This window comes from Streptomyces rubiginosohelvolus, assembly GCF_014649875.1.
GTDB classification, from domain to species: Bacteria; Actinomycetota; Actinomycetes; order Streptomycetales; family Streptomycetaceae; genus Streptomyces; species Streptomyces rubiginosohelvolus.
Genome location: NZ_BMTW01000002.1, coordinates 87945 through 109660, shown reverse-complemented (window position 1 = coordinate 109660; position 21716 = coordinate 87945). Strand labels below are relative to the sequence as shown.

Here is a 21716-nt window from a genome sequence, read left to right as displayed (position 1 = left end):
GATGCGCAACGCTGCCGCCACGTCCCGGCCCTTCCCGCTCGTCGCCCCGGCGTTCCGCGCGGTACGCGATGCCGTGGTCATCGTTCCATCGCCCGGCCCGGCCTTCCCGGCGAACGGGCCGCCGCACACGCGGAAGGTCCGACCGGACAGTCCCCGCTGTCCGGCCGGACCTCGTTCTCCCGCAGGAGCTCTATCAGTCCCGCGCGTTGCGGGTGCGACGCATCAGCACCGCACCGCCGAGCAGGAGCGCGGCGCTCGCGCCCGCGGCCAGACCCAGGTCGGCTGCGCCGGTGTCGGCCAGGTGCGCGCCCGGGGTGTTGGACCCCGGCGTGCCGGACCCGGGAGTGTCCGAACCGGGCGTGTCGGTGCCGGGCGTGTCGGTCGGCGGCTCGTCGACGGGCGGCTGGTCCACGGGCGGCTCGTCGACCGGCGGTTCGTCGACCGGGGGCTCGTCGACCGGCGGTTCGTCCACGGGCGGCTCGTCGACCGGGGGCTCGTCCACCGGAGGCTCATCCACCGGAGGTTCGTCGACCGGGGGTTCGTCGACCGGCGGCTCGTCCACGGGCGGCTCATCCACCGGGGGCTCGTCCACCGGCGGCTTGACCGGAGGGTGTTCGTGCTTCGGGCCGTCGGCGTTCACGCACTTGTTGCCGAAGGCCGGGTTCAGCAGAGCGATCACATTGACGGTGTTGCCGCACACATTGACCGGGACGTGCACCGGCACCTGCACGGCGTTGCCCGAACCGACCCCCGGCGAACCGACGGCCGCGCCCTCGGCCGACGCATCGGCGTGCGCGGTGCCGCCCACCGCCGCCAGGAGGCCCGAGGCGGCCGCCATGACGATCATGCTTTTATTCAAGACCTGTCGCATTACTTGCCCTTTCTGAGGACATTCGCGAGGACATCGCGTGGGTGCTTCGCGCGCGGACAACGGGCAGCCATCGGGCGGAGCCGCTGCACAGCCGGATCCGGCGGGAAGCCATGGTGAAAGTGGTGAAGACGTGCGCGCTGGACGACTGCCATAACGACACAGACGTCACGCGGGAAACTTGGAGGTGCGTGGAAATTGTGTAATCACCCGAACGGGTGGTGTCGCAGTATCCCGTCCATCCCGGTTCGCAGAACAAGAAAAACGATTCGCCCTCAACTCCACTGTTCTCCGCCGGTGTTGACCGCGTTCGGGTATCTGTCACAGCTGCGGCGCGGCGGCACGGGCGTCGGCGCTCGCCCACTCGTTCGGGCGAAATGAGTCCGAGAGGTCTGTGCAATTCCTTCACGAGCGGACTGCCGTACGAAATCGCCGCGCGAAGGAGAGGAGGGGATCTCCTCGTGTCCGGCATTCGGGTGAATGGGCGGAACCTAACGTCGCGTGGTGAGTTGACCAGGGGGCTCCGCCGCGGGGCAACCAGTACGAGAAGGGTTAATCGTGATCAAGAAGGTTCTGGCTACGGGCGCTGTCGCCGCCTCCATCCTCGGTCTCGGTGCGACGCAGGCCATGGCCATCGCCAACGACGGCGGCACGACCTCGGTCAACGGCAACGGCGCCTCGCAGTCGTACGGCAACTCCGAGACCCACGGTGACTGGAGCCCGCAGTTCGCGCTCGTCCAGGGCTCGCTGAACAAGCCCTGCATCGCGCTCCCGGCCAAGGCGAACGTCGGTTCGCTCATCGGTCTCGTGCCGGTCGCGGTCCAGGACATCAACGTCCTGTCCTCCCCGCAGAACCAGCAGTGCACCGAGAACTCCACCCAGGCCAAGGGTGACGAGGCGCTGTCGCACATCCTGGAGGACATCCCGGTCCTCTCCGGCAACGGCGTCGGCAACAACTGACCCGCAGCCGCCCTACTCGGGCCCGGGCCCTCGGCGTTCCTCCACCGAGCGGCCCGGGCCCGTTGCTTTCCCGGAACGAGACTGCTGCATTCGGGCGGATATCCGGAAATCCGCCCGACGAACAGTTCCGATTCCGGTCGTTCATCGTTACGTAGGACAGCGCAGGAGTCCTGAGCGAAGCAGTATCAGGCTCGGGTGCGGCACGACAGTCGTGACCGCACCGGACTCCGCCGAGGAAAGGGAAGAAACGTGAAGTTCACCAAGGTTGCCGCCGTCGCCGCCGGTACGTTCCTGGCGATGGGCGTCGCCGCGCCGGCCATGGCCGACTCGGGCGCCGAGGCCGTCGCCGCGGGTTCGCCGGGTGTGCTGTCGGGCAACATCCTGCAGGTCCCGGTCCACATTCCGGTCAACCTCTGCGGTAACACCGTCAACGTGATCGGCGCGCTGAACCCGGCGTTCGGCAACACCTGCATCAACAAGTAACTCTCCGATCTGCCGGGCTTCCGGCCCGCAGTTCGGTGGGCCCCGGGCGGCACATGCCGTCCGGGGCCTTTTCGCTGCCCGAGTGACTCGTGAACGGTGCCGGAGAAATTCCGCGCCCCACAGTTTCCCGGAAGCGGCCTGATCGTTGATCAGGAAGAAAGCGGCAGAAGTCACAGGTAAAGAAAGCTTGTGTGCGGCACGGAGACGTGACCGAAAGCAGACGCCGCGCAGAAGGGAACCAGAAAAGTGAAGTACGCGAAGACCGCAGCCCTCGTTGTCGGTTCCGTGGCTGCCCTCGGATCGGCCGCTCCCGCCTTCGCGGCTCCCACGCCCACGGCCCCCAACTTCAGCCTCGACAGCGGCCTGAACCAGGTGATGGCCAGTGCCCCGCAGGTCGTCGACCCGCTGGTGGACACGGCCGCCGAGACCACCGAGACGCTCTCGGAGGACGGCACGGTCGGCAAGGTGGCGGGCCAGGCAACCGGTGCGGTCGAGGGCGCCGCCCCGCTGCTCGGCGGTGTTCCCCTCGGCGGCTGACCGCCGCACCACGACCATCCCCCCGGGCTTCTCCGCCTGATACGTATCACTTTCCAGAAGGGCTCTTCCATGTTCAAGAAGTTCATGTCCACGGCGGCCGTCGCCGTCTCCATCGTCGGCGTCTCCGCCGCGGCCGCCCCGTCCGCCATGGCCATCGCCAACGACGGCGGCACCACCACGGTCAACGGCAACGGCGCCTCCCAGGCGTACGGCAACTCCGAGACCCACGGTGACTGGAGCCCGCAGTTCGCGCTCATCCAGGGCTCGCTGAACAAGCCCTGCATCGCCCTCCCGGCCAAGGCGAACGTCGGCTCGCTGCTCGGCGTCGTGCCGATCTCCGTCCAGGACATCAACGTCCTGTCCTCCCCGCAGAACCAGCAGTGCACCGAGAACTCCACCCAGGCCAAGGGTGACGAGGCTCTGTCGCACCTGCTGAACGACATCCCGATCCTCTCGGGCAACGGCGCCGGCAACAGCTGAGACCGCGTGACCCCGGTCCGCTCCCGGTGACCACCTGGGGCCGGTCCATCCGTACGGCGACCGTTCTTCGCCGGACCGGACGGACCGGCCCCTCGCCATGTGCCGAGTCGGGTGCCGGTGTCTTCCCCCGGGTCAACCGGTTGGGCCGGATGCCGTAGCCCCGGCTGACGGTTCGGGCCGGGCCGGGTAGGGCATCGGCATGGATCCGTACGACAGTCAGATCTCGCAGAGCGCCGAACGGTGGCCCGCGCCGGGCGGCGGCACACCGATCTACGACCGGCTCGTCGCCGAATGGCAGGCGGCCGGAGGCGACCACCCCCTGGCGGAACCGCAGCCCGGCCCCGCCCCCCGCCGCGGTGGATTCGTGCCGCCGGCGCGCACCGCGGACCAGGTCCCCGGGCCCGAGACGCCCGGAAACTGACCAGAAGCGTCGACCTTGCGCCGGAACGAACCCATATGAGTGGTACTGCGCAACCGATCAGGGGCAGCGGCAGTTGATCAGTACGTTCCACAACGGGACGCTCCGAAAGGTGAAGTTGATGAAGAAGATGATGGCCGGCGCTGCAGTGGCCGTGTCCCTGCTCGGTCTGTCCGCAGTCGCGGCTCCCACGGCCATGGCGATCGGCAACGACGGCGGCACCACCACGCTCAACGGGAACGGTGCCGAGTCGGAGATCGGCAACGCGGAGACGGAGGGTGACTGGAGCCCGCAGAACCAGCTCGTTCAGGGCACCCTGAACAAGCTCTGCGTCGGCCTGCCCCTCAAGGCGAACGTCGGTTCGCTCGTCGGCATCGTGCCGATCGCGGTCCAGGACGTCAACGTCCTGTCCAACCCGCAGAACCAGCAGTGCGCCGACAACTCCACCCAGGCCAAGGGCGACGAGCCGCTGTCGCACATCCTGGACGACATCCCGGTCCTCTCGGGCAACGGCGTCGGCAACAACTGACGCACCACAGCCTGACGCAGTCGGCGCGGGCGGTCCGAGGGGTCACTCCTCGGGCCGCCCGTTCGCGTCTCGACACGGCATCGGGCACATGACGAGGCCCACCACCCCCCGTGGGGTGGTGGGCCTCGTCATGTGCGGGGCGGCGTAACGCCTCAGCCCAGGGAACGGACCGGGAGCAGGCAGTGGGCGGCGGTGCGGACGACCTCCTCGTCGGCGGCGAAGGCCCGCAACTGGTCCTCGCTGACCGGCTGCCCGGGAACGGCCTCCGGCCACGGGGTCGTGGCGAACATCCCGTACACCTGGCCCTGCGCCTGGGCCGCGGCCAGCCACTCCGCGGGGGCCGGGTACTGCGCGCTGAGGTGAGGCAGGGTCAGGACGGCCTGGCCCGCCTGGACGAGAAGCTTCGCCTGGATGCCCGGGCTCTCGGCGGCGTCCTGGATCGAGCCGCCGACATGGAGGCCCGCACGCTCCAGCGCGGCGCGCATGGCCTCGCGGCCGACCACCGGACCGTCCTGCCCGTCGCCCAGCGAGTACGCGAGGAGAAAGGCGGTGTCCTGGTCCGCGTCGGGCTGCCGGCCGCTCCAGCCGATCAGGATCTGGGTGCCCAACTGGGCCGGGGTGAACATGCCGGTGGAGGCCTGGGGTGTGGTCATGCTCGGCACCCTAACGGCCCCGGACCGGGGCCCATGCACACGTATCACCCGATCGAGGGAGATTGCGGCCATCCCTCGCGAATAAGCCTGCTCGAACGTCCCCCGACCGTGGTCCCGAGTAAATCGGTTGACGGTGTTCCCGGGGGGCGGGCTAGGGTGATCACCGTTCCGCCGGAAGCCAGTTCCGGGACCGAGAACCAGAGGAATCAGGAGGTGAGGACATTGATGACTGTCGTTGCGATGGGCACTGCCCACAACCGGAAGAGCATCGTCCTCATCCCCGTGGCCACCGGCTGACCACTTCTCTCCTTTCCGCGCCGAGCGCGCGCGCCGGGGCCACCCTGTGAAGGGTTTCCCTTGTCTTTCCCGCTTTCCTCCCTCTCTTCCTCCGCTGTCTCCTCCTCGCATCCGCTGACTCCGTACGGCTGGGACGAGGACTGGGCGGCAGCCTTCTCCCCGTACGCCGAGCAGGGGCTCGTGCCGGGCCGCGTCGTGCGCGTGGACCGCGGCCGGTGCGACGTGATCACCGCCGACGGCACGGTCCGCGCCGACACCGCGTTCGTCGTACCCCGCGACCCGATGCGGATCGTCTGCACCGGCGACTGGGTGGCGCTCGACGCCGACGGCGACCCGCGCTTCGTCCGTACGCTGCTGCCGCGCCGTACCGCCTTCGTCCGCTCGACGTCCTCGCAGCGGTCCGAGGGCCAGGTGCTCGCCACCAACATCGACCACATCGCCATCTGCGTCTCGCTCGCCGTCGAGCTGGACCTGGGACGGGTCGAGCGGTTCCTCGCGCTCGCCCTGTCCAGCTCCGAGGGCGCCGCGCTGCTGGGCGACGGCTCCGGCGGGGAGCGGCAGCCCCAGCCGATCGTGGTCCTGACCAAGGCCGACCTGGTGCCCGACGCGGTCACCCTGTCCCACCTCGTCCAGGACATCGAGGCCATCGCGCCCGGCGTCCAGGTGCTGCCCGTCAGCTCCACCACCGGTGAGGGGCTCGACGTCTTCGGCGCCATCGTCTCCGGCGGTACGAGCGTGCTGCTCGGCATCTCCGGCGCCGGCAAGTCCACCCTGGCCAACACCCTGCTCGGCCAGGACGTGATGGACGTACAGGCGGCCCGTGACGCCGACGGCAAGGGCCGGCACACCACCACGACCCGCAACCTCCTGCTCCTGCCGCAGGGAGGCGTCCTCATCGACACCCCAGGGCTGCGCGGCGTCGGCCTCTTCGACGCCGAGACCGGGGTCGGGGAGGTGTTCTCCGAGATCGAGGAGCTGGCCGGGGAATGCCGGTTCCACGACTGCGCCCACGAAGCCGAGCCGGGGTGTGCCGTCCTCGGCGCCCTGGAGGACGGAACCCTGCCCGAGCGGCGGCTGGAGAGCTACCGCAAGCTGATCCGCGAGAACCAGCGGATCGTCGCCAAGACCGACGCCCGGGTGCGCGCCGAGATCCTGCGGGACTGGAAGCGCAAGGGCGCGGAAGGGCGCGCGGCCATGCAGGCCAAGCGCGGCCGGGTCCGGTAGCCGCCACCACCGGGTTCGACGTCCGAAAACCGCGAGTGGGGTGGCCCCGGCTGCCGCACACTGGACGGTGTGATGGACGATCGGACCCGGTACGAGGCGGTGAGCAGCCGCGACGCACGGTTCGACGGCGCGTTCTTCTTCGCCGTCGTGACCACCGGCATCTACTGCCGGCCCAGCTGCCCCGCCGTCACGCCCAAACGCGCCAACGTGCGCTTCTACCCCACCGCGGCCGCGGCCCAGTCGGGCGGCTTCCGGGCCTGCCGCCGCTGCCGCCCGGACGCCGTGCCCGGCTCCGCCGAGTGGAACGTCCGCGCGGACGTCGTCGGCCGGGCCATGCGCCTGATCGGCGACGGCGTCGTCGACCGCGAAGGCGTCCCCGGACTCGCCGGGCGGCTCGGCTACAGCGCCCGGCAGGTCCAGCGCCAGCTCAACGCCGAGCTGGGCGCCGGGCCCGTCGCGCTCGCCCGCGCCCAGCGCTCCCACACCGCCCGGGTGCTCCTCCAGACCACCCCGCTGCCGGTCACCGAGATCGCCTTCGCCGCCGGGTTCGCCAGCGTGCGGCAGTTCAACGACACCATCCGGCAGATCTACGCCCGCACCCCCAGCGCCCTGCGCGCCGAAGCGGGTACGGGGCTCGGCGGCGGCCGCCGCGAGGGGCTGCGGGCCGGGATCCCGCTCCGGCTCGCCCACCGGGGCCCGTACGCCACGGCCGCCCTGTTCGACCTGCTGGCCGCCGAAGCGGTCGCCCGGGTCGAGGAGGTGGCCGGCACACCCGGTTCCCGCACCTACCGGCGCACCCTGCGGCTGCCGTACGGCTCCGGGCTCGTCGCGGTCGACGAGGCGTCGCCCGGCGGCCCCTGGCTGGAGGCGCGGATCCAGCTCACCGACCTGCGCGACCTGACCACCGCCGTCCAGCGGGTGCGCCGCCTGTTCGACCTGGACGCCGATCCGTACGCCGTGGACGAGGCCCTGGCCGCCGACCCTCGGCTCGCCCCGCTGGTCGGCGCCCGCCCCGGGCTGCGCTCGCCGGGCGCGGCCGACCCGGAGGAGGCCGCGGTGAGGGTCCTGGTGGGGCGCGCGGCGGCCGGCGAGCTGGTCGAGCGGTACGGGAAGACGCTGGACGTGCCCTGCGGCGGGCTCACCCACCTGTTCCCGCAGCCGGACGTGCTCGCCGGGTCCGCCGAGGACCCGGCGCTGCGAGCCTTGGCCGCCGCGCTCGCCGACGGCCGGTTGCGGCTGGACGCCGGGGCCGACCGGGACGAGGCGGAGGAGGCGCTGCTGACGCTGCCCGGGATCGGCCGGTCCACCGCCGCCCTGATCCGGATACGGGCGCTCGGCGACCCCGACGTGGACCCGTACGGAACACCGGGCGCGGAGCGGTGGCGGCCCTGGCGCTCGTACGCCGTACGCCATCTGGAGACGGCGGAGGCGAGGGCGCTGAGCTGACGCGGGCCGCCGGACGCCCCCGGTTCAGGCCCAGAGCACCGCGCCCAGCCAGGCGCCCGCCACCAGCAGGCAGCAGAACAGCTCCACCAGTACCGCGTAGCCCGTCGCCCGCATCACCGAGCGCACCGACGTCCAGGCCGCGCCCCGGCCGCCCAGGCGCAGCCGCTCCGCCCCGAAGATGGCCCCCACGTACCCGAGGACCCCGCCCACCACGGGCACCACGAAGAACCCGACGATCCCCGCGACCCCGCCGATCATCAGGGTCCGGCGGGGCGCCCCCGACTCACCCGGGCGGCGCGGTGGCAGCAGCGGTTTGAGGGCCTGGTTCAGCAGCATCAGCCCCGTCGCGCCGATCAGGACGCCCCAGGCGGCCGGCGTCATGTCGGTGAGCGCCCACCACAGCACCGCCGCCCAGACGATCGCCTGCCCCGGCACACCCGGCAGCAGTACGCCGACCAGACCCAGCAGCATGACCAGGCCGACGGCGACGAGCTGCCACACACTCATCTGACCAGCGTGCCGGAGAGTGTCCCGCTCCGCCCGTCAGCGCACCCCGGCCACCTGCGGCGATGAGGCGGCGGGACCCCTCAGCCCTGCGACCCGGTACGGGCCACCCAGCCACGCTCGTACGCGTGCCAGCCCAGCTGGAGCCGGGTCGAGACGCCGGTCAGCTCCATCAGGCCCTTGACCCGGCGCTGCACGGTCCGCAGCCCCAGATCCAGCTGCTTGGCCACACTGGCGTCGGTCAGCCCCGCCAGCAGCAGGGACAGGATCTCCAGGTCCGTCGGATCCGGCCCGACGCCGTCCTCGCGCACCCCGCCGCCCTCGCCGAGACGCAACGGCATGGCATCGCGCCACACCGCCTCGAACAGGCCCATCAGCGACTCCAGCAGACCGCTGGCGTGCACCACCAGGGCCGCGGGCTCCGCGCCCCGCGCGGTCAGCGGGACCATCGCGAGGCTCCCGTCGGCCACCACCAGCTTCGTCGGCACCCGGTCCACCACCCGGCACCGCTCGTCCCGGCTCAGCGCCGCCGACAGCTCCAGGATCCCGTACGGCGTCGACAGCACCTCGCGCTCGACCACCACCCGGTAGCTCACCCCGCGCGAGGCGGCCCGCTCCTCGGACTCGTTCTCCATCCCGGTCACCGCGATCGGCTTCCCCGTCACCAGCGCGCACACCTCGGACACCGCGCCCAGTTGCAACTGGTGGAAGCGCTGGGTGACTGCGCTCGCCCCCGTCACCACCTCCACCAGATCGTGCACCGCCGGTTCGCTCGCCTCGGCCCGGTACTCCTCGGCGAGCAGCGCCGACGCCAGCTCCGCCTGCTCCAGCTCGTGCCGCTGCTGGATCAGCAGCGCGCCGAGCGCCACCCCGGGCGGCGCCGCCACCCAGCGTCCCGGCCGGGCCGAGGACTGGGCGGCGAGACCCTGCTGCTCCAGCCGCCGCAGTACACGTTCGGCGTCCGCCTCCGGAAGCGCCAGCCGGTGCGCGAGATCGGTGAGCTCCGCGGCTCCCGCCGCGACGAGCGCGCGGTACGCGGTCTCCTGTCTCTCGTCGAGACCAATGGCCCCCAGCATTCTCCGACCTCCCCGGACGTGGCTGATCGCGCATCGCGGCGCCCCTGCGGCGGGCCCCGCGTGGCGGGAAAGGGCCACGGCGTAAACCCGCCGCCCACATCATCCCCCGTACCCCTGGCCCCTCTGCCAGTGTGGCGCCACCGCAGCACCAACAACCTCCGGGATAAGCCCTCTTGGGCTGCTTCGTTCCGGAATGACCTGGGGAGAGCGATGCGCCCGATATCGCGTACGGCACTCGGAACGGCGACCGCCGCCGTGCTCGCCGTCACCGTGATCGCGCCGTCGGTGGCCGCGCCACCGGACGGGCGAGACGCGAAGAGTCCGATCACCGGGAGCGCGGCCGCCGCCAGGGACCCGAAGCCCGTCACGCTGACGCTCGTCACCGGCGACCGGGTGCTGGTGACCACGGACGCCTCGGGCGCGGCCGCCGCCTCCGCCCTGCCCCGCGCGGACGGCAGCGTGCCCCTCGTCCAGACCCGGCAGTCCGGCCCGGACCTGTACGTCTACCCCGAGTCCGCCGTGTCCGCGCTCGCCGCCGGCACCGTGGACGAGGAGCTGTTCAACGTCACCGGGCTGATCCGCCAGGGGTACGACGACAGCCGCGCCGACTCCGTCCCGCTGATCGCCACCTACACCGGCGACACCGCCCGCCGCACCCTCGTCACCCCGCGCGGGGCGGAGCGCGGAGCGGCCCTCGACATCATCGGCGGACTGGCGCTCAAGGCCGACAAGAAGCGCGCCGCCGACTTCTGGGCCGACCTCACCGCACCCCGCTCCCGTGCGGGCTCCGGCCTCAAGAAGCTCTGGCTCGACCGTAAGGTTCAGGCCAGTCTCGACAAGTCGACGAAGCAGGTCGGCGCGGACCGCGCCTGGGCCGCCGGCTACGACGGCACCGGCACCAAGGTCGCCGTCCTGGACACCGGGGCGGACGCCGAACACCCCGACCTCCAGGGCCGGATCACCGCATCGGAGAACTTCACCGACTCCGCCGACACCGACGACCGCCAGGGCCACGGCACCCATGTCGCCTCCACCGCCGGCGGCTCCGGCGCGGCCAGCGACGGGAAGAACAAGGGCGTCGCACCCGGCGCCGACCTGATGGTCGGCAAGGTCCTCAACGACAGCGGTTCCGGCGCCGCCTCCTGGATCATCGCGGGCATGCAGTGGGCCGTCGACAACAAGGCCGACGTCGTCTCCATGAGCCTTGGCAGCGCCGAACCCACCGACTGCACCGACCCCATGAGCCTCGCCGCCACCGAACTCGGCAAGAACAAGCACACGTTGTTCGTGGTCGCCGCCGGAAACCTCGGCCCGTCCCTCAACACCGTCTCCTCGCCCGGCTGCGCCCCCGGCGTCCTGACCGTGGGCGCGGTGGACCGCGACGACTCGACGGCCAACTTCTCCAGCCGCGGCCCCGCGATCGTCTCGCACACCCTCAAGCCCGAGATCGCCGCGCCCGGCGTCGGCATCTCCGCCGCGTCTGCGGGCGGCCGGGGCTCACAGGCGTACCGCTCGATGTCCGGTACGTCGATGGCGACCCCGCATGTCGCGGGCGCGGCGGCCGTGGTGAAGCAGCGTCACCCCGGGTGGACCGCGCAGCAGATCAAGGCGGCCCTCGTCTCCTCGGCGCGCAGCGCCGTCCCCGGTGACGTACGCGAGACCGGAGGCGGCCGCCTCGATGTCGACCGCGCCGTGCGTACGCCCGTGACGGGCGCCCCCGCCGTGCAGGGCGGCACCTTCAACTGGCCGCAGGACAAAAGCGATCGCACCACCGTCGCCGTGCCCTACACCAACACGAGCGGCAAGCGGGTGAAGCTGTCGCTGAAGGTCGCGGGCGTCACCGGCAACGACGGCTCGGCCGTCCGCTCGACGATCGCCTCGCTCGGCCGCACGTCCGTCACCGTGCCCGCCGGGGAGACCGTCGAGGTGCCGCTCGCCCTCGACCCCGCCGCCCGGCTGACCGCCGCCCAGTACGGCGACGTCACCGGCCGCGTCCTCGCCACGGCCACCGGGGGAGTGCAGGTCTCCACCCCGTTCTCCCTGTACGTGGCACCGGAGACGGTCACCCTGCGCGTCAAGCTCGTCGACCGCACCGGCAAGCCCGCCGACGGTGTCTCGTCCCTCGACCTCATCGGCACCGACACCGCCTCCGGCGAACGCCGCTTCAACGAGGGCGCCACCGACCAGACCTTCCAGGTCCGGCCCGGTGCCTACTTCGTCTCCAGCTTCATCGCGACGCCCGACACCACCGACCCGACCGGCCGGCTCGTCGGCTCCGTCGGCTACCTGGCCCGCCCCCAGCTGAACGTCACCAAGGACACCACCCTCGTCCTCGACGCCCGCAAGGCCCACCGCCTGAAGGTGCGGACCGAGGACCGGGTCGCCGAGACACGCGGCGCGACTCTCGCGTTCGGGCGCTCCTGGGACGACACCTGGCTGCACTCCGGATCCATCTCCGGCACCGGGATCATCAAGGACTACCTGGTCGACGTCCAGGGCAAGGCCCGTGACGGGGACTTCGAGTTCACCTCCTTCTGGCGCGCCTACGCCCCGCAGATCCAGAAGTTCTCCCTCGTCGGCGCAGCCGCCCTGCACCCCAGGCCCGCCACCACGGGCTCGGTCAACCTGGACGGCACCGGCCGCGCCGATGTCGTCGACGCCGGTGCGGGCAGCGCCGCCGAACTGGAGGCCGCCGGAGCGAAGGACCGGATCGCCCTGGTGAAGGTGGGCGACGACGCGTCGAACGTCCTGGCCCAGGCGCGGGCCGCCCAGGCAGCCGGGGCTAAGGCGCTCCTGGTGCACCGCACCTCGGCCGGCGACTGGCAGCCGGGCCTCGGCTACGGGGCCGCGCCCCTGCCGGTCCTCGGCCTGCGCGCCGACGAGGCCGCCGTACTGAAGAAGGCCCTCGGGAAGGGCAAGGCGGAGGTCTCCTGGACCGCCACGGCCGTCAGCCCGTTCGTCTACAACCTGTCGTTCCCCGAGAAGGGGCAGCTCACCTCGGACCGCACCTACCAGGTCCGGGACAAGAAGCTCGGGTCGGTCGTCTCCACCCATGAATCCATGGGCGTGGCGGCCGACTTCATCGACACCCTCCTCGTCTCCCGCCCCTACGGCGCGACCTACAGCGCGTCCACGCTCGCCCTCGTCGCCGCCCCCGGAAAGCGCACCGAGTTCTACACGGCGGGGGACACGGTCTGGCAGAAGATGCTCTCGTCCAGCTTCCCGTGGGGCGAGCTGATGACGGGCAACGCCCGTACGTACCAGGCGGGTCGGGCCACGACGGAGCAGTGGTACCGGGGCCTGCTGGTCCCCGGCGCCCCGCGCGACGCCGAGGGCGAGGAGGCTCTCGCCGGTGAACGGCAGGACGATCTCATCGGCGTCGCCCCCGCCTTCATGACCGACACCGAACACGTCGGCCAGCAGGGCTCGTTCGGTGACATCGGCTCCATGCGGCTGAAGCGCGACGGCGACGTCATCGGCGAGAGCGGCTATCCGTTCGGAGTCTTCACCGTGCCCGCGGAGGGCGCCGCGTACGAACTCACCCTGATGACCACGAAGATCGGCTCGCCCGCCGCGGTCTGGAAGCGGTCCACACAGACGGAGACCACCTGGGGCTTCCGCTCCGAGCGGAAGCCGGACGTGGCGTCGCAGGGGCTTCCGCTGCTCTTCCCGCGCTACGACGTGCCCACCGACGGCATGAAGACGGTGCCCGCGAAGAACGGGCAGCGGATCGGGCTCGCCGTGACCGGGCACGCCGGGTACACCCCCGGCGAACTCACCGGTGCCAAGGTCTCGTTCAGCTACGACGGCGGCGAGATCTGGCACGCGGCCACCACCGCGCAGCAGGGCGGCCGCTGGAGCGCGACCGTCGACCACGCGGACGCGGCCGGCAAGTCCGTCACGCTGCGGACGGAACTGACCGACGCGAACGGCACCTCCGTCGTCCAGACCGTCAACGACGCGTACGCCGTGCGCTGAGAGGGCGGGCACAGCGAGCCACTGAGTCGCTGAACCGATGATCGGCTGAGCATATGACCGGCTGAAACGCCGACATGCCGATCGTTCCGACCGGTCCGCCGGGCGTCCTTCCCGTGGGGGGTGGGGCCGCCCGGCGGACCCTGTTTACGGGCCACTTTTTCCCGATGCCCCGTTTTCGGGCCGCCTTCGCGGTCGACAATAGGGGCATGAGTCAGCAGGGGGAGAAGCCCGCCGCCCACGAGGACGACTGGTGGCGCAAGCTGTACGACGAGTCCGCGCCGGACACCGGTCCCGGCCGCGCGGCCGACAGCCTCGACGACCGCTTCGACTCCGTGTCGGACACGGTGAGCGGCCCGGCGGACACCCGCCGGGCCACCGCACGCGCAACGGCCCGCGACCCGTACGCGGACGCCTACGAGGACCCGTTCGCGGACCGCTACGAGTCCCCGGACGCCGACGGCCACGAGGACCCGTACCCGGTCGGTGACCCGGTGGCCTCGGGCCCGTTCCCGGACCCGCCGGCGGTCCCGGCTCCGCCTCCACCGGGGCCGGCCCCGGTGGTGATCCCGGACCCGGCAGTGGCATCGGGGCCGGTCGAGGAGTTGAGACCGGGCCGGGCAGCGGTGCCGGACCCGGCCTCGGATCCGTCACTGGCCCCGGGCCGTCCCCCGGCTTCCGCAGCCGGACCGGCTCCGGACTTCGTGCCGGCCCCGCCCGAATCGTCTCCTTCGGCAGCGCCCTCGGCAGAGGTTCCGGGCCCACCGTCGGCTCCGGCTTCGGCTTCGGCTCCTGCACCGGCTTCGACCCCGGCAGCCGTGCCCGCCCAGCCCTCCGCCCCGCCTTCCGGCCTCGTGCCGGACCCCCGTATCTCGCCCCCGCCTCCGCCCACCGCGCCCCCCACCACCAGCTTCCCCGCCCCCTGGGAAGCGCCCGGCGGGCAGGCCGGGCCCCGGACCTTCGCCGCGCCGCGGGTGCCGGCCGCCGCGGCCGAGGCCGACGGGCAGCCGGAAGCCGGTCTCGCCCCCGACCCCAGCGCGCTGCACGAACTGCCGCCCGATCCCTCGGTCGCCGCCGACGTACGGCCGGCCGTTGCGCATCTGGGGGACCGGCCGCCCACCTACGACGCCGAACCCGCCGCCCTGCCCTCCGCCACCTCGGAGAATCTGGACGGCCTCGTCCCCGACACCGTTCTGGACGGCGCGCGCTACGGGACGTACACCCTGCGCACCGCCTCCGTGCGCGGCGACTCCGCCCGGTTCCGGGGCGAACCCCGGCGCGACGGGCTGCTCACCGCCCGCTTCGGGGCCGCCGAGAGCGCCCTCGTCCTCGTCGCCGTGGCGGGCGGCAGGCGGGACGGCGAGGCGGCCCACCTCGCCGCGGCCGACGCCTGCCGCTGGATCGGCGGGGCCGTCGCCCGCAGCCACCTCCGGCTGTCCGAGGACATAAGAGCGGGGCGCCGGGGCGACCTGAAATCGGGGCTGCACCGGCTCACCGACCGTACCTACGGCAAGCTGCGCGCCCGCGCCGCCGAACTGGGCGTCGACCCCGACGCGTACACCGCGAGCCTCCGCTGCCTCCTGCTGTCCGCCGACCCCGACTGCCGCACCCGGGTCTTCTTCGGCGTCGGCAGCGGCGGCCTTTTCCGGCTCCGCGACGGGCTCTGGCAGGACCTGGAGCCCTTCATCCCGGAAGGCGGCCCGGCCACGCGGCCCGGCGACGAGCCGGAGGCGGGACCGGACGGCGACCGGCTGACCATGGACCTCCAGATCACCGGGCCGGCGTCGCCGAACGGCGAAGGGTCCCCGCAGCCGCCCGGCCGGCCCTTCCGCTTCCGGGCCTCCGTGGCGCGGCCCGGCGACACGCTGATGCTGTGCAGCAACGGACTCGCCGAGCCCATGCGGGGCGAGCCCGCCCTCCCCGGTGAGCTCGCCGAGCGCTGGGGGAGCGCAGGGCCACCCGGACTGCCCGCCTTCCTCGCCGACACCCAGCTCCGGATCAAGGGGTACGCAGACGACCGCACCTGCGCCGCCGTCTGGGAGGCGTAACCGCGCGCCCCGTGGGTTGATGGATTCCGGAGCCCGGCGGAACGCCGTTTCGCCGCTCCGGTCCCCGGACAACCGACGTGCACGGAGCACGGGCAAGGAAGGGCGCGCACCCATGGCCAAGCAGAACGTGGCGGAGCAGTTCGTCGACATCCTCGCCAGGGCGGGCGTGAAACGTCTGTACGGCGTCGTCGGCGACAGCCTGAACCCCGTTGTGGACGCCATCCGGCGTAACCCGTCCGTCGACTGGGTCCATGTCCGGCACGAGGAGACCGCCGCCTTCGCCGCCGGAGCCGAAGCACAGGTCACGGGCTCGCTCGCGGCCTGCGCGGGCTCCTGCGGGCCGGGCAATCTGCATCTGATCAACGGCCTGTACGACGCGCACCGCTCCATGGCCCCGGTGCTGGCCCTCGCCTCGCACATCCCTTCCAGCGAGATCGGCCTCGGCTACTTCCAGGAGACCCATCCCGAGCTGCTGTTCCAGGAGTGCAGCCACTACAACGAGATGATCTCCCACCCGGAGCAGATGCCGAGGCTGCTCCAGACGGCGATCCAGCACGCGATCGGGCGCGGCGGCGTCAGTGTCGTCACGATGCCGGGCGACGTCGCCTCCAAGCCCGCCCCCGAGAAGTCCATCGAGCACGCCCTCGTCACCGCGCGGCCCACCGTGCGCCCCGGCGACGACGAGATCGACAAGCTCTGCCGCATGGTGGACGAGGCCAAACGGGTGACCCTGTTCTGCGGCAGCGGCACGGCCGGGGCTCACGCCGAGGTCATGGAGTTCGCCGAGAAGATCAAGTCCCCGGTCGGGCACGCGCTGCGCGGCAAGGAATGGATCCAGTACGACAATCCGTACGACGTCGGGATGAGCGGGCTGCTCGGCTACGGCGCCGCGTACGAGGCGACCCACGAGTGCGACCTCCTCATCCTGCTCGGCACCGACTTCCCCTACAACGCCTTCCTCCCGGACGACGTGAAGATCGTCCAGGTCGATGTGCGCCCCGAACACCTGGGCCGCCGCTCCAAGCTCGACCTCGCGGTCTGGGGCGACGTGCGCGAGACCCTGCGCTGCCTCACTCCGCGGGTGAAGCCCAAGTCCGACCGCAAGTTCCTCGACCGGATGCTGAAGAAGCACGCGAACGCGCTGGAAGGCGTGGTCAAGGCCTACACCCGCAAGGTCGAGAAGCATGTCCCGATCCACCCCGAGTACGTCGCCTCCGTGCTGGACGAGATGGCCGACGAGGACGCCGTGTTCACCGTCGACACCGGCATGAACAATGTGTGGGCCGCCCGCTATCTGACGCCCAACGGCAAGCGCAGGGTGATCGGTTCGTTCAGCCACGGCTCCATGGCCAACGCTCTGCCGCAGGCGATCGGCGCCCAGTTCACCGACCTGAACCGGCAGGTCGTCGCCATGGCCGGCGACGGCGGATTCTCCATGCTGATGGGCGACTTCCTCACCCTGGTCCAGTACGACCTGCCGGTGAAGGTCGTCCTGTTCAACAACTCCTCGCTCGGCATGGTCGAGTTGGAGATGCTGGTGGCCGGCCTGCCGTCGTACGGGACGACCAATGCGAACACCGACTACGCGGCCATCGCCCGGGCGGCCGGGGCCTACGGGGTACGCGTGGAGAAGCCCAAGCAGTTGCAGTCCGCGCTCAAGGACGCGTTCAAGCACAAGGGGCCCGCGCTCGTCGACGTCGTCACCGACCCGAACGCGCTCTCCATCCCGCCGAAGATCAGCGCCGAGATGGTCACGGGCTTCGCGCTCTCCGCCAGCAAGATCGTGCTGGACGGCGGAGTGGGCCGGATGCTCCAGATGGCCCGCTCCAACCTTCGTAACGTGCCGCGTCCCTAAGTCCTTCAGGCGGGCGTCAGGCGCACCGTCAGGATCTCGAACGGCCGCAGGTCGAGGACCGTGCCGTCCTCGTCGGTCTCCGCCGGGTGCAGCGGCCGTTCCAGCAGATCGGTGATCCGGGCCTCCGTGACCGGGAACGCCACCTTCAGACGGGTCCGCGCCCGGCCGCCCGCCGACTCGTAGAGCCGTACGATCACGTCCCCGTTCCGGTTCTCGGCGAGCTTGACCGACTCGACCGTCACCGCCGGATGCCCCGTCGACGCCAGTGCGGGCACCACCGGGGCCACCGCCGCCCGCAGCGGGAGGTTCAGCGCCAGGCCCTCCCGTACGGCGTCCGTCACCTCCGCGCCGGGCGCGAGCGCGTAACGGAAGCGGTGCACGCCCAGATCGGTGTGCGGGTCCGGGCTGTGCGGGGCGCGCAGCAGCGTCAGCCGGACGGTCGTGCCCAGCCCGTCCGGGTGCGGGGTGCGGGTCACATCGTGGCCGTACGTCGAGTCGTTGAGCAGCGCGACCCCGTAGCCCGGTTCGGCGACCCGGAGCCAGCGGTGGGCGCAGATCTCGAAACGGGCGGCGTCCCAGGACGTGTTGTCGTGGGTCGCCCGGTGGACATGGCCGAACTGGATCTCGGCGGTGGACCGTTCGGCGTGCACATCGAGCGGGAAGGCCGCCTTGAGGACCTTCTCCGACTCCTGCCAGTCCACCTCGGTGTCGATGTCGAGCTGCCGTGCCCCCGCCGCGAGCCGTACCTCCTGCACGGCGGTCGACTTCCCGAACGAACGCACCACCCGCACGGCCGCCCGCAGCGGCCCCTCCTCCACCAGGGTCACGGAGTCGGCGGCGGTGAGATCGGTGCGGGTGTTCCGGTAATGCCGGTCGATGTCCCACGCGTCCCAGTGGTTGGGGTGGTCCGGGTGCAGCTGGAGGAGGTTGGCCCGGGCGCCCGGGGCCAGCACCTCGCGCCCGGCGACCAGATCGCGGACCGAGGAGACCAGCCCGTCGCCGTCCACCGTCACCCGCGACAGCCCGTTGTCCAGGACGATGTCACCTGCATCCGAGGCTTCCGCCGTCACCGGGTGCTCCGGGACCGCCGCCCCGTCCAGCAGGCCCGCCCCGAGCCCCGGACTCCGCGCCAGCACCGCCGCCCGGCCCTCGCCCAGCTCCTGGAGGTGGGCCCCCGACGGCAGCACCCCGGTTGCCTCCGCGTCCAGCTCGATCACCTGGACCCGTTCGTACGGCGATGAGTTGAGCGCCACCAGGCCCTCGGCCGCGCCCAGTGACGCCACCGCGTCGGCCAGCAGGTCCGCCAGCTCGGCGCGGACCTCCTCGTAGGTGTCCCTGGCCTCACGGTGCACCCAGGCGATCGACGATCCGGGCAGGATGTCGTGGAACTGGTGCAGCAGCACCGTCTTCCACACCCGGTCAAGGCGCTCGTACGGATAGCGGTAGGAGGGGGAGCGCAGGGCGGCCGCCGTCGCCCACAACTCGGCCTCGCGCAGCAGATGTTCGCTGCGCCGGTTGCCCTGCTTGGTCTTCGCCTGCGTGGTGTACGTGGCCCGGTGCAGCTCCAGGTACAGCTCGCCCGACCAGACGGGCGCCCGCTCCCCGTACTCCTCCTCGGCCGCCGCGAAGAACGCCGAGGGCTTCTCGACCGTCACGCGCGGCGAGCCCTCCAGATCCCGCAGTCGGCGGGCCCGCTCCAGCATCTCGCGGGTCGGACCACCCCCGCCGTCACCCCAGCCGAACGGCACCAGGGAACGCGTCGCCCTGCCCTTGTCGGCGAAGTTCTTCTCCGCGTGCGCCAGTTGCCGGGCGTGGAGCTGGGCGTTGTAGGTGTCGACCGGCGGGAAGTGGGTGAAGACCCGGGTGCCGTCGATGCCCTCCCACCAGAAGGTGTGGTGCGGCATCTTGTTGTGCTGGTTCCAGGACAGCTTCTGGGTGAGGAACCACTTCACCCCTGCCAGTTTCGCCAGTTGGGGGAAGGCGGCGGTGTAGCCGAAGGAGTCCGGCAGCCAGATCTCCTCCGTCTCGACGCCCAGCTCCTCCTCGAAGAACCGCTTTCCGTGGACGAGTTGGCGGGCCAGCGCCTCGCCGCCCGGCATGTTGGCGTCCGACTCCACCCACATCGAGCCGACCGGCGCCCACTGCCCCGCCGCCACCGCCTCCTTGATCCGCTCCCAGATGTGCGGCTGGTGCTCCTTCACCCAGGCGTACTGCTGGGCCTGCGAACAGGCGAAGACCAGCTCCGGGTAGTCCCGCGCGAGGGCGGTGACATTGGCGAACGTACGAGAGGCCTTGCGCACGGTCTCGCGCAGCGGCCAGAGCCACGCCGAGTCGATGTGCGCGTGCCCGGCCGCCGAGATCCGGTGCGCGCTCGCCGAGGCGGGCCGCGTCAGCACCTCGGCCAGCGCCGCCCGGCCCGCCGCTGCGGTGCCGGAGACGTCGTGCAGGTCCAGAGCGTCGAGCATCGACTCCAGCGCCCGCAGGATCTCGTGCCGCCGCGACCGGTCGTCGGGCAGCTCGTGCATCAGCTCCGACAGCACCTCGATGTCCAGGACCAGATGCCAGACCTCCTCGTCGAGGACCGCGAGATCGGCGGAGGCGAAGCGGTACAGGGGGCGGTCGCCGGACGTCAGCACATCACCGAGCGGGGTCGGGGCGAACCCGTGCTCCAGGATGGCCGGATTGGCGGCCGCCTCCAGAAGCAGATCGACCGGCTCCCCGCCCGCCGCCGGGTGCGCGAGCGTCAGATGCCGGTTGCGGGGATGAACACCCTTCAGAGGGACGCCCAGATGGTCGTACAGCATCCCCTCCGCCTGGAATCCCGGACCCTGGCCCGTGAACCCCGGGTCGACGACCACCTCCACCCGGCGCCCCGACCACTCCCCGGGCACCGCTCCTCGCAGCCGGAACCAGCTGGTGGACCAGGGCTTCCCCCACTCCGTACCGGCCGTGAACGGCGCGAAGTCCGCCCCGAGGGCCTCCGTCACCGGCACCGGCTCGCCCGGGGCGTGCCACACGGACACGGTGAGCGGGGTGCGGGCGGCGTACTGGGCCGGGCGGACGAACTGGTGGAGGGCCCTCTCCAGGCGGCCCTCCACCAGGGTGCGGTCGTCGTGCATCACGCAGCTCCTCGGGAAGGGGTGGGGCTCAGGTTCCTTCCCCGGGAGCGCGCGGAACACCCCTCGGAAGCGGGGGTCAGCAGCCGTGGTCGACCAGGTCGAAGGAGGCGTAGTGGTCGGCGGTGTAGTAGTCCTCCTCGTTCTGCTCGCCGGTGACGATCCGGCGGGCGCCCCGGTCGTCGGAACCGGGCGTGATGACCGTGTACTCGTGGTAGTAGCCGGTGGACTGATCCGGCAGCAGACCCTCGCGGTTCTGGAAGACGGTGCCGTCCTGCTCGTACGGGAACGGCCCGCCCTGCTCGATCAGATCCAGGGTGTCGTGCGCCTGGGACGGCAGGGCGGAGTAGCAGATGCTGCCGACCGCCGCCGCCCGGAACGCGGTCGCGGAATAGGCGGTGGTGGAGGTCGTCGCCGGGGTGGCGGCCTGGGCCGTGACCGGGCCCGAGGCGAGGAGAAGGGACAGGAGGGCGGCCGAGCCGCCGAGCCGGGTGATGCGTGGGGGGATGCGCATGCCATCATGATGACGCGCGTAGAAGTTGGGTCGTCAACGTCAACTCGGGTGTATTCGCCGGACGTTAACCGGAGCTGCGCCTATGTGGTGATGACGTGCGCGGGTGGGATGTTCCGTGCGCCCCTCGCCGCTCCCGCCCTTTCACTTATTGATGGACCCGCAAGCGTGACCGTGTGCGTACAGGGGCATGCATCCCGTGAGGCTGTTCGACGGGCAGCCGGATCGAAGGAGGTCGGTTCACTGTGCGGGCGGGGGAAATGGCGAAGCGTCAGAAGAGGGCCACGGTCGTCGAGGGGCGCGGCCCCCGGGGCCGGAGACCGGGTGAGGCTTCGCAGCCGGCCCGGATGCGCCGCAGAGTGGGGCACACCGAACGGTCGGCGGTGGGGGAGGTCCGCCGTGAGCTGCGGGAGTTCCTCCGGCACCGCTCCGGCGAGGAACAGACCGACGCGGCCGAGCTGTTGGTGAGCGAGCTGGTGACCAACGCGCTCATCCACACCCGGCACGGGGCCGTGGTCACCGCCACGGCGACAGCCGCCCGACTGCGGGTGGAGGTACAGGACTTCGCGTCCGAGGATCTGCCCGCGCCGTACGTACCGAACGCCGACGACGGTACGCACGGCAGGGGCCTGATCCTGGTCCGGAGCCTGGCCGACGCCTGGGGCGTGGAGGCACAGGCCCTGGGCAAGGTCGTCTGGTTCGAGCTGCACGGCGGAAGGCCCTGAGGGCCCTCCGC

Annotated in this window: 18 protein-coding genes; 12 read left to right on the top strand and 6 right to left on the bottom strand. The window is 71.8% G+C overall.

Annotated elements, in window-relative coordinates; genetic code table 11:
- Nucleotides 1-193: 193 nt before the first annotated feature.
- The gene (locus tag IE134_RS34525) at nucleotides 194-871 is read right to left on the bottom strand and encodes a chaplin (protein WP_097945979.1); all 678 of its coding nucleotides are present in this window, start codon (nucleotides 869-871) and stop codon (nucleotides 194-196) included.
- Nucleotides 872-1426: 555 nt separating this feature from the next.
- On the opposite strand from IE134_RS34525, the gene IE134_RS07825 reads away from it, so the two are divergent.
- The 6 genes from IE134_RS07825 (at nucleotide 1427) to IE134_RS07800 (ending at nucleotide 4275) form a co-directional block, all read left to right on the top strand.
- On the top strand, nucleotides 1427-1828 hold the full coding sequence (locus IE134_RS07825; RefSeq protein WP_030710050.1) for a rodlin: 402 nt from the start codon (nucleotides 1427-1429) through the stop codon (nucleotides 1826-1828).
- Nucleotides 1829-2077: 249 nt separating this feature from the next.
- On the top strand, nucleotides 2078-2311 hold the full coding sequence (locus IE134_RS07820) for a chaplin (protein WP_098895959.1): 234 nt from the start codon (nucleotides 2078-2080) through the stop codon (nucleotides 2309-2311).
- Between the two features lie 246 nt (nucleotides 2312-2557).
- Nucleotides 2558-2848 (top strand): hypothetical protein, encoded by a 291-nt coding sequence (locus IE134_RS07815; protein ID WP_010056891.1) that lies wholly within the window; start codon nucleotides 2558-2560, stop codon nucleotides 2846-2848.
- Nucleotides 2849-2917: 69 nt separating this feature from the next.
- The gene (locus IE134_RS07810) at nucleotides 2918-3328 is read left to right on the top strand and encodes a rodlin (RefSeq protein ID WP_030710052.1); all 411 of its coding nucleotides are present in this window, start codon (nucleotides 2918-2920) and stop codon (nucleotides 3326-3328) included.
- A 199-nt stretch (nucleotides 3329-3527) separates the two neighbouring features.
- Nucleotides 3528-3749: a hypothetical protein gene (locus IE134_RS07805; protein ID WP_189430012.1), complete on the top strand. Its 222-nt coding sequence runs from the start codon at nucleotides 3528-3530 to the stop codon at nucleotides 3747-3749.
- 118 nt (nucleotides 3750-3867) lie between these two features.
- Nucleotides 3868-4275: a rodlin gene (locus IE134_RS07800; protein WP_030710059.1), complete on the top strand. Its 408-nt coding sequence runs from the start codon at nucleotides 3868-3870 to the stop codon at nucleotides 4273-4275.
- A gap of 152 nt (nucleotides 4276-4427) precedes the next feature.
- On the opposite strand, the gene IE134_RS07795 is transcribed toward IE134_RS07800, so the two are convergent.
- Complete coding sequence (locus tag IE134_RS07795; RefSeq protein WP_030710061.1) at nucleotides 4428-4928, bottom strand: DUF5949 family protein; 501 nt, start codon at nucleotides 4926-4928, stop codon at nucleotides 4428-4430.
- Nucleotides 4929-5285: 357 nt separating this feature from the next.
- Here IE134_RS07795 and rsgA point away from each other — a divergent pair, with 357 nt between their 5' ends.
- Complete coding sequence (gene rsgA, locus IE134_RS07790) at nucleotides 5286-6449, top strand: ribosome small subunit-dependent GTPase A (RefSeq protein ID WP_030710063.1); 1164 nt, start codon at nucleotides 5286-5288, stop codon at nucleotides 6447-6449.
- Between the two features lie 72 nt (nucleotides 6450-6521).
- A complete protein-coding gene (locus IE134_RS07785; RefSeq protein ID WP_308431876.1) occupies nucleotides 6522-7895 on the top strand; it encodes a DNA-3-methyladenine glycosylase 2 family protein in 1374 nt (457 codons plus the stop codon).
- Nucleotides 7896-7919: 24 nt separating this feature from the next.
- On the opposite strand, the gene IE134_RS07780 is transcribed toward IE134_RS07785, so the two are convergent.
- Nucleotides 7920-8402 carry a DUF456 domain-containing protein gene (locus IE134_RS07780; protein ID WP_030710067.1) on the bottom strand — a complete coding sequence of 161 codons (483 nt, stop codon included), beginning with the start codon at nucleotides 8400-8402 and terminating at the stop codon, nucleotides 7920-7922.
- Between the two features lie 80 nt (nucleotides 8403-8482).
- Nucleotides 8483-9475 (bottom strand): helix-turn-helix transcriptional regulator, encoded by a 993-nt coding sequence (locus IE134_RS07775; RefSeq protein WP_010064317.1) that lies wholly within the window; start codon nucleotides 9473-9475, stop codon nucleotides 8483-8485.
- A 210-nt stretch (nucleotides 9476-9685) separates the two neighbouring features.
- Between IE134_RS07775 and IE134_RS07770 the strand changes: the two genes are divergently transcribed.
- The 3 genes from IE134_RS07770 (at nucleotide 9686) to IE134_RS07760 (ending at nucleotide 17353) form a co-directional block, all read left to right on the top strand.
- On the top strand, nucleotides 9686-13453 hold the full coding sequence (locus IE134_RS07770; protein WP_189430009.1) for a S8 family peptidase: 3768 nt from the start codon (nucleotides 9686-9688) through the stop codon (nucleotides 13451-13453).
- A gap of 206 nt (nucleotides 13454-13659) precedes the next feature.
- Nucleotides 13660-15498, top strand: coding sequence for a protein phosphatase 2C domain-containing protein (locus tag IE134_RS07765; protein ID WP_030710072.1), 1839 nt, complete (start codon nucleotides 13660-13662; stop codon nucleotides 15496-15498).
- 112 nt (nucleotides 15499-15610) lie between these two features.
- Nucleotides 15611-17353 carry a pyruvate dehydrogenase gene (locus IE134_RS07760; protein ID WP_030710074.1) on the top strand — a complete coding sequence of 581 codons (1743 nt, stop codon included), beginning with the start codon at nucleotides 15611-15613 and terminating at the stop codon, nucleotides 17351-17353.
- Nucleotides 17354-17358: 5 nt separating this feature from the next.
- On the opposite strand, the gene IE134_RS07755 is transcribed toward IE134_RS07760, so the two are convergent.
- Both IE134_RS07755 and IE134_RS07750 read right to left on the bottom strand, forming a co-directional pair.
- Nucleotides 17359-20472 carry an alpha-mannosidase gene (locus IE134_RS07755; RefSeq protein WP_189430007.1) on the bottom strand — a complete coding sequence of 1038 codons (3114 nt, stop codon included), beginning with the start codon at nucleotides 20470-20472 and terminating at the stop codon, nucleotides 17359-17361.
- A gap of 76 nt (nucleotides 20473-20548) precedes the next feature.
- Entirely contained in the window at nucleotides 20549-20983 is a 435-nt protein-coding gene (locus IE134_RS07750) for a guanyl-specific ribonuclease (RefSeq protein WP_032787025.1), read from the bottom strand.
- Between the two features lie 356 nt (nucleotides 20984-21339).
- Between IE134_RS07750 and IE134_RS07745 the strand changes: the two genes are divergently transcribed.
- Nucleotides 21340-21705, top strand: coding sequence for an ATP-binding protein (locus tag IE134_RS07745; RefSeq protein WP_030710080.1), 366 nt, complete (start codon nucleotides 21340-21342; stop codon nucleotides 21703-21705).
- The last annotated feature ends 11 nt before the right edge of the window (nucleotides 21706-21716 follow it).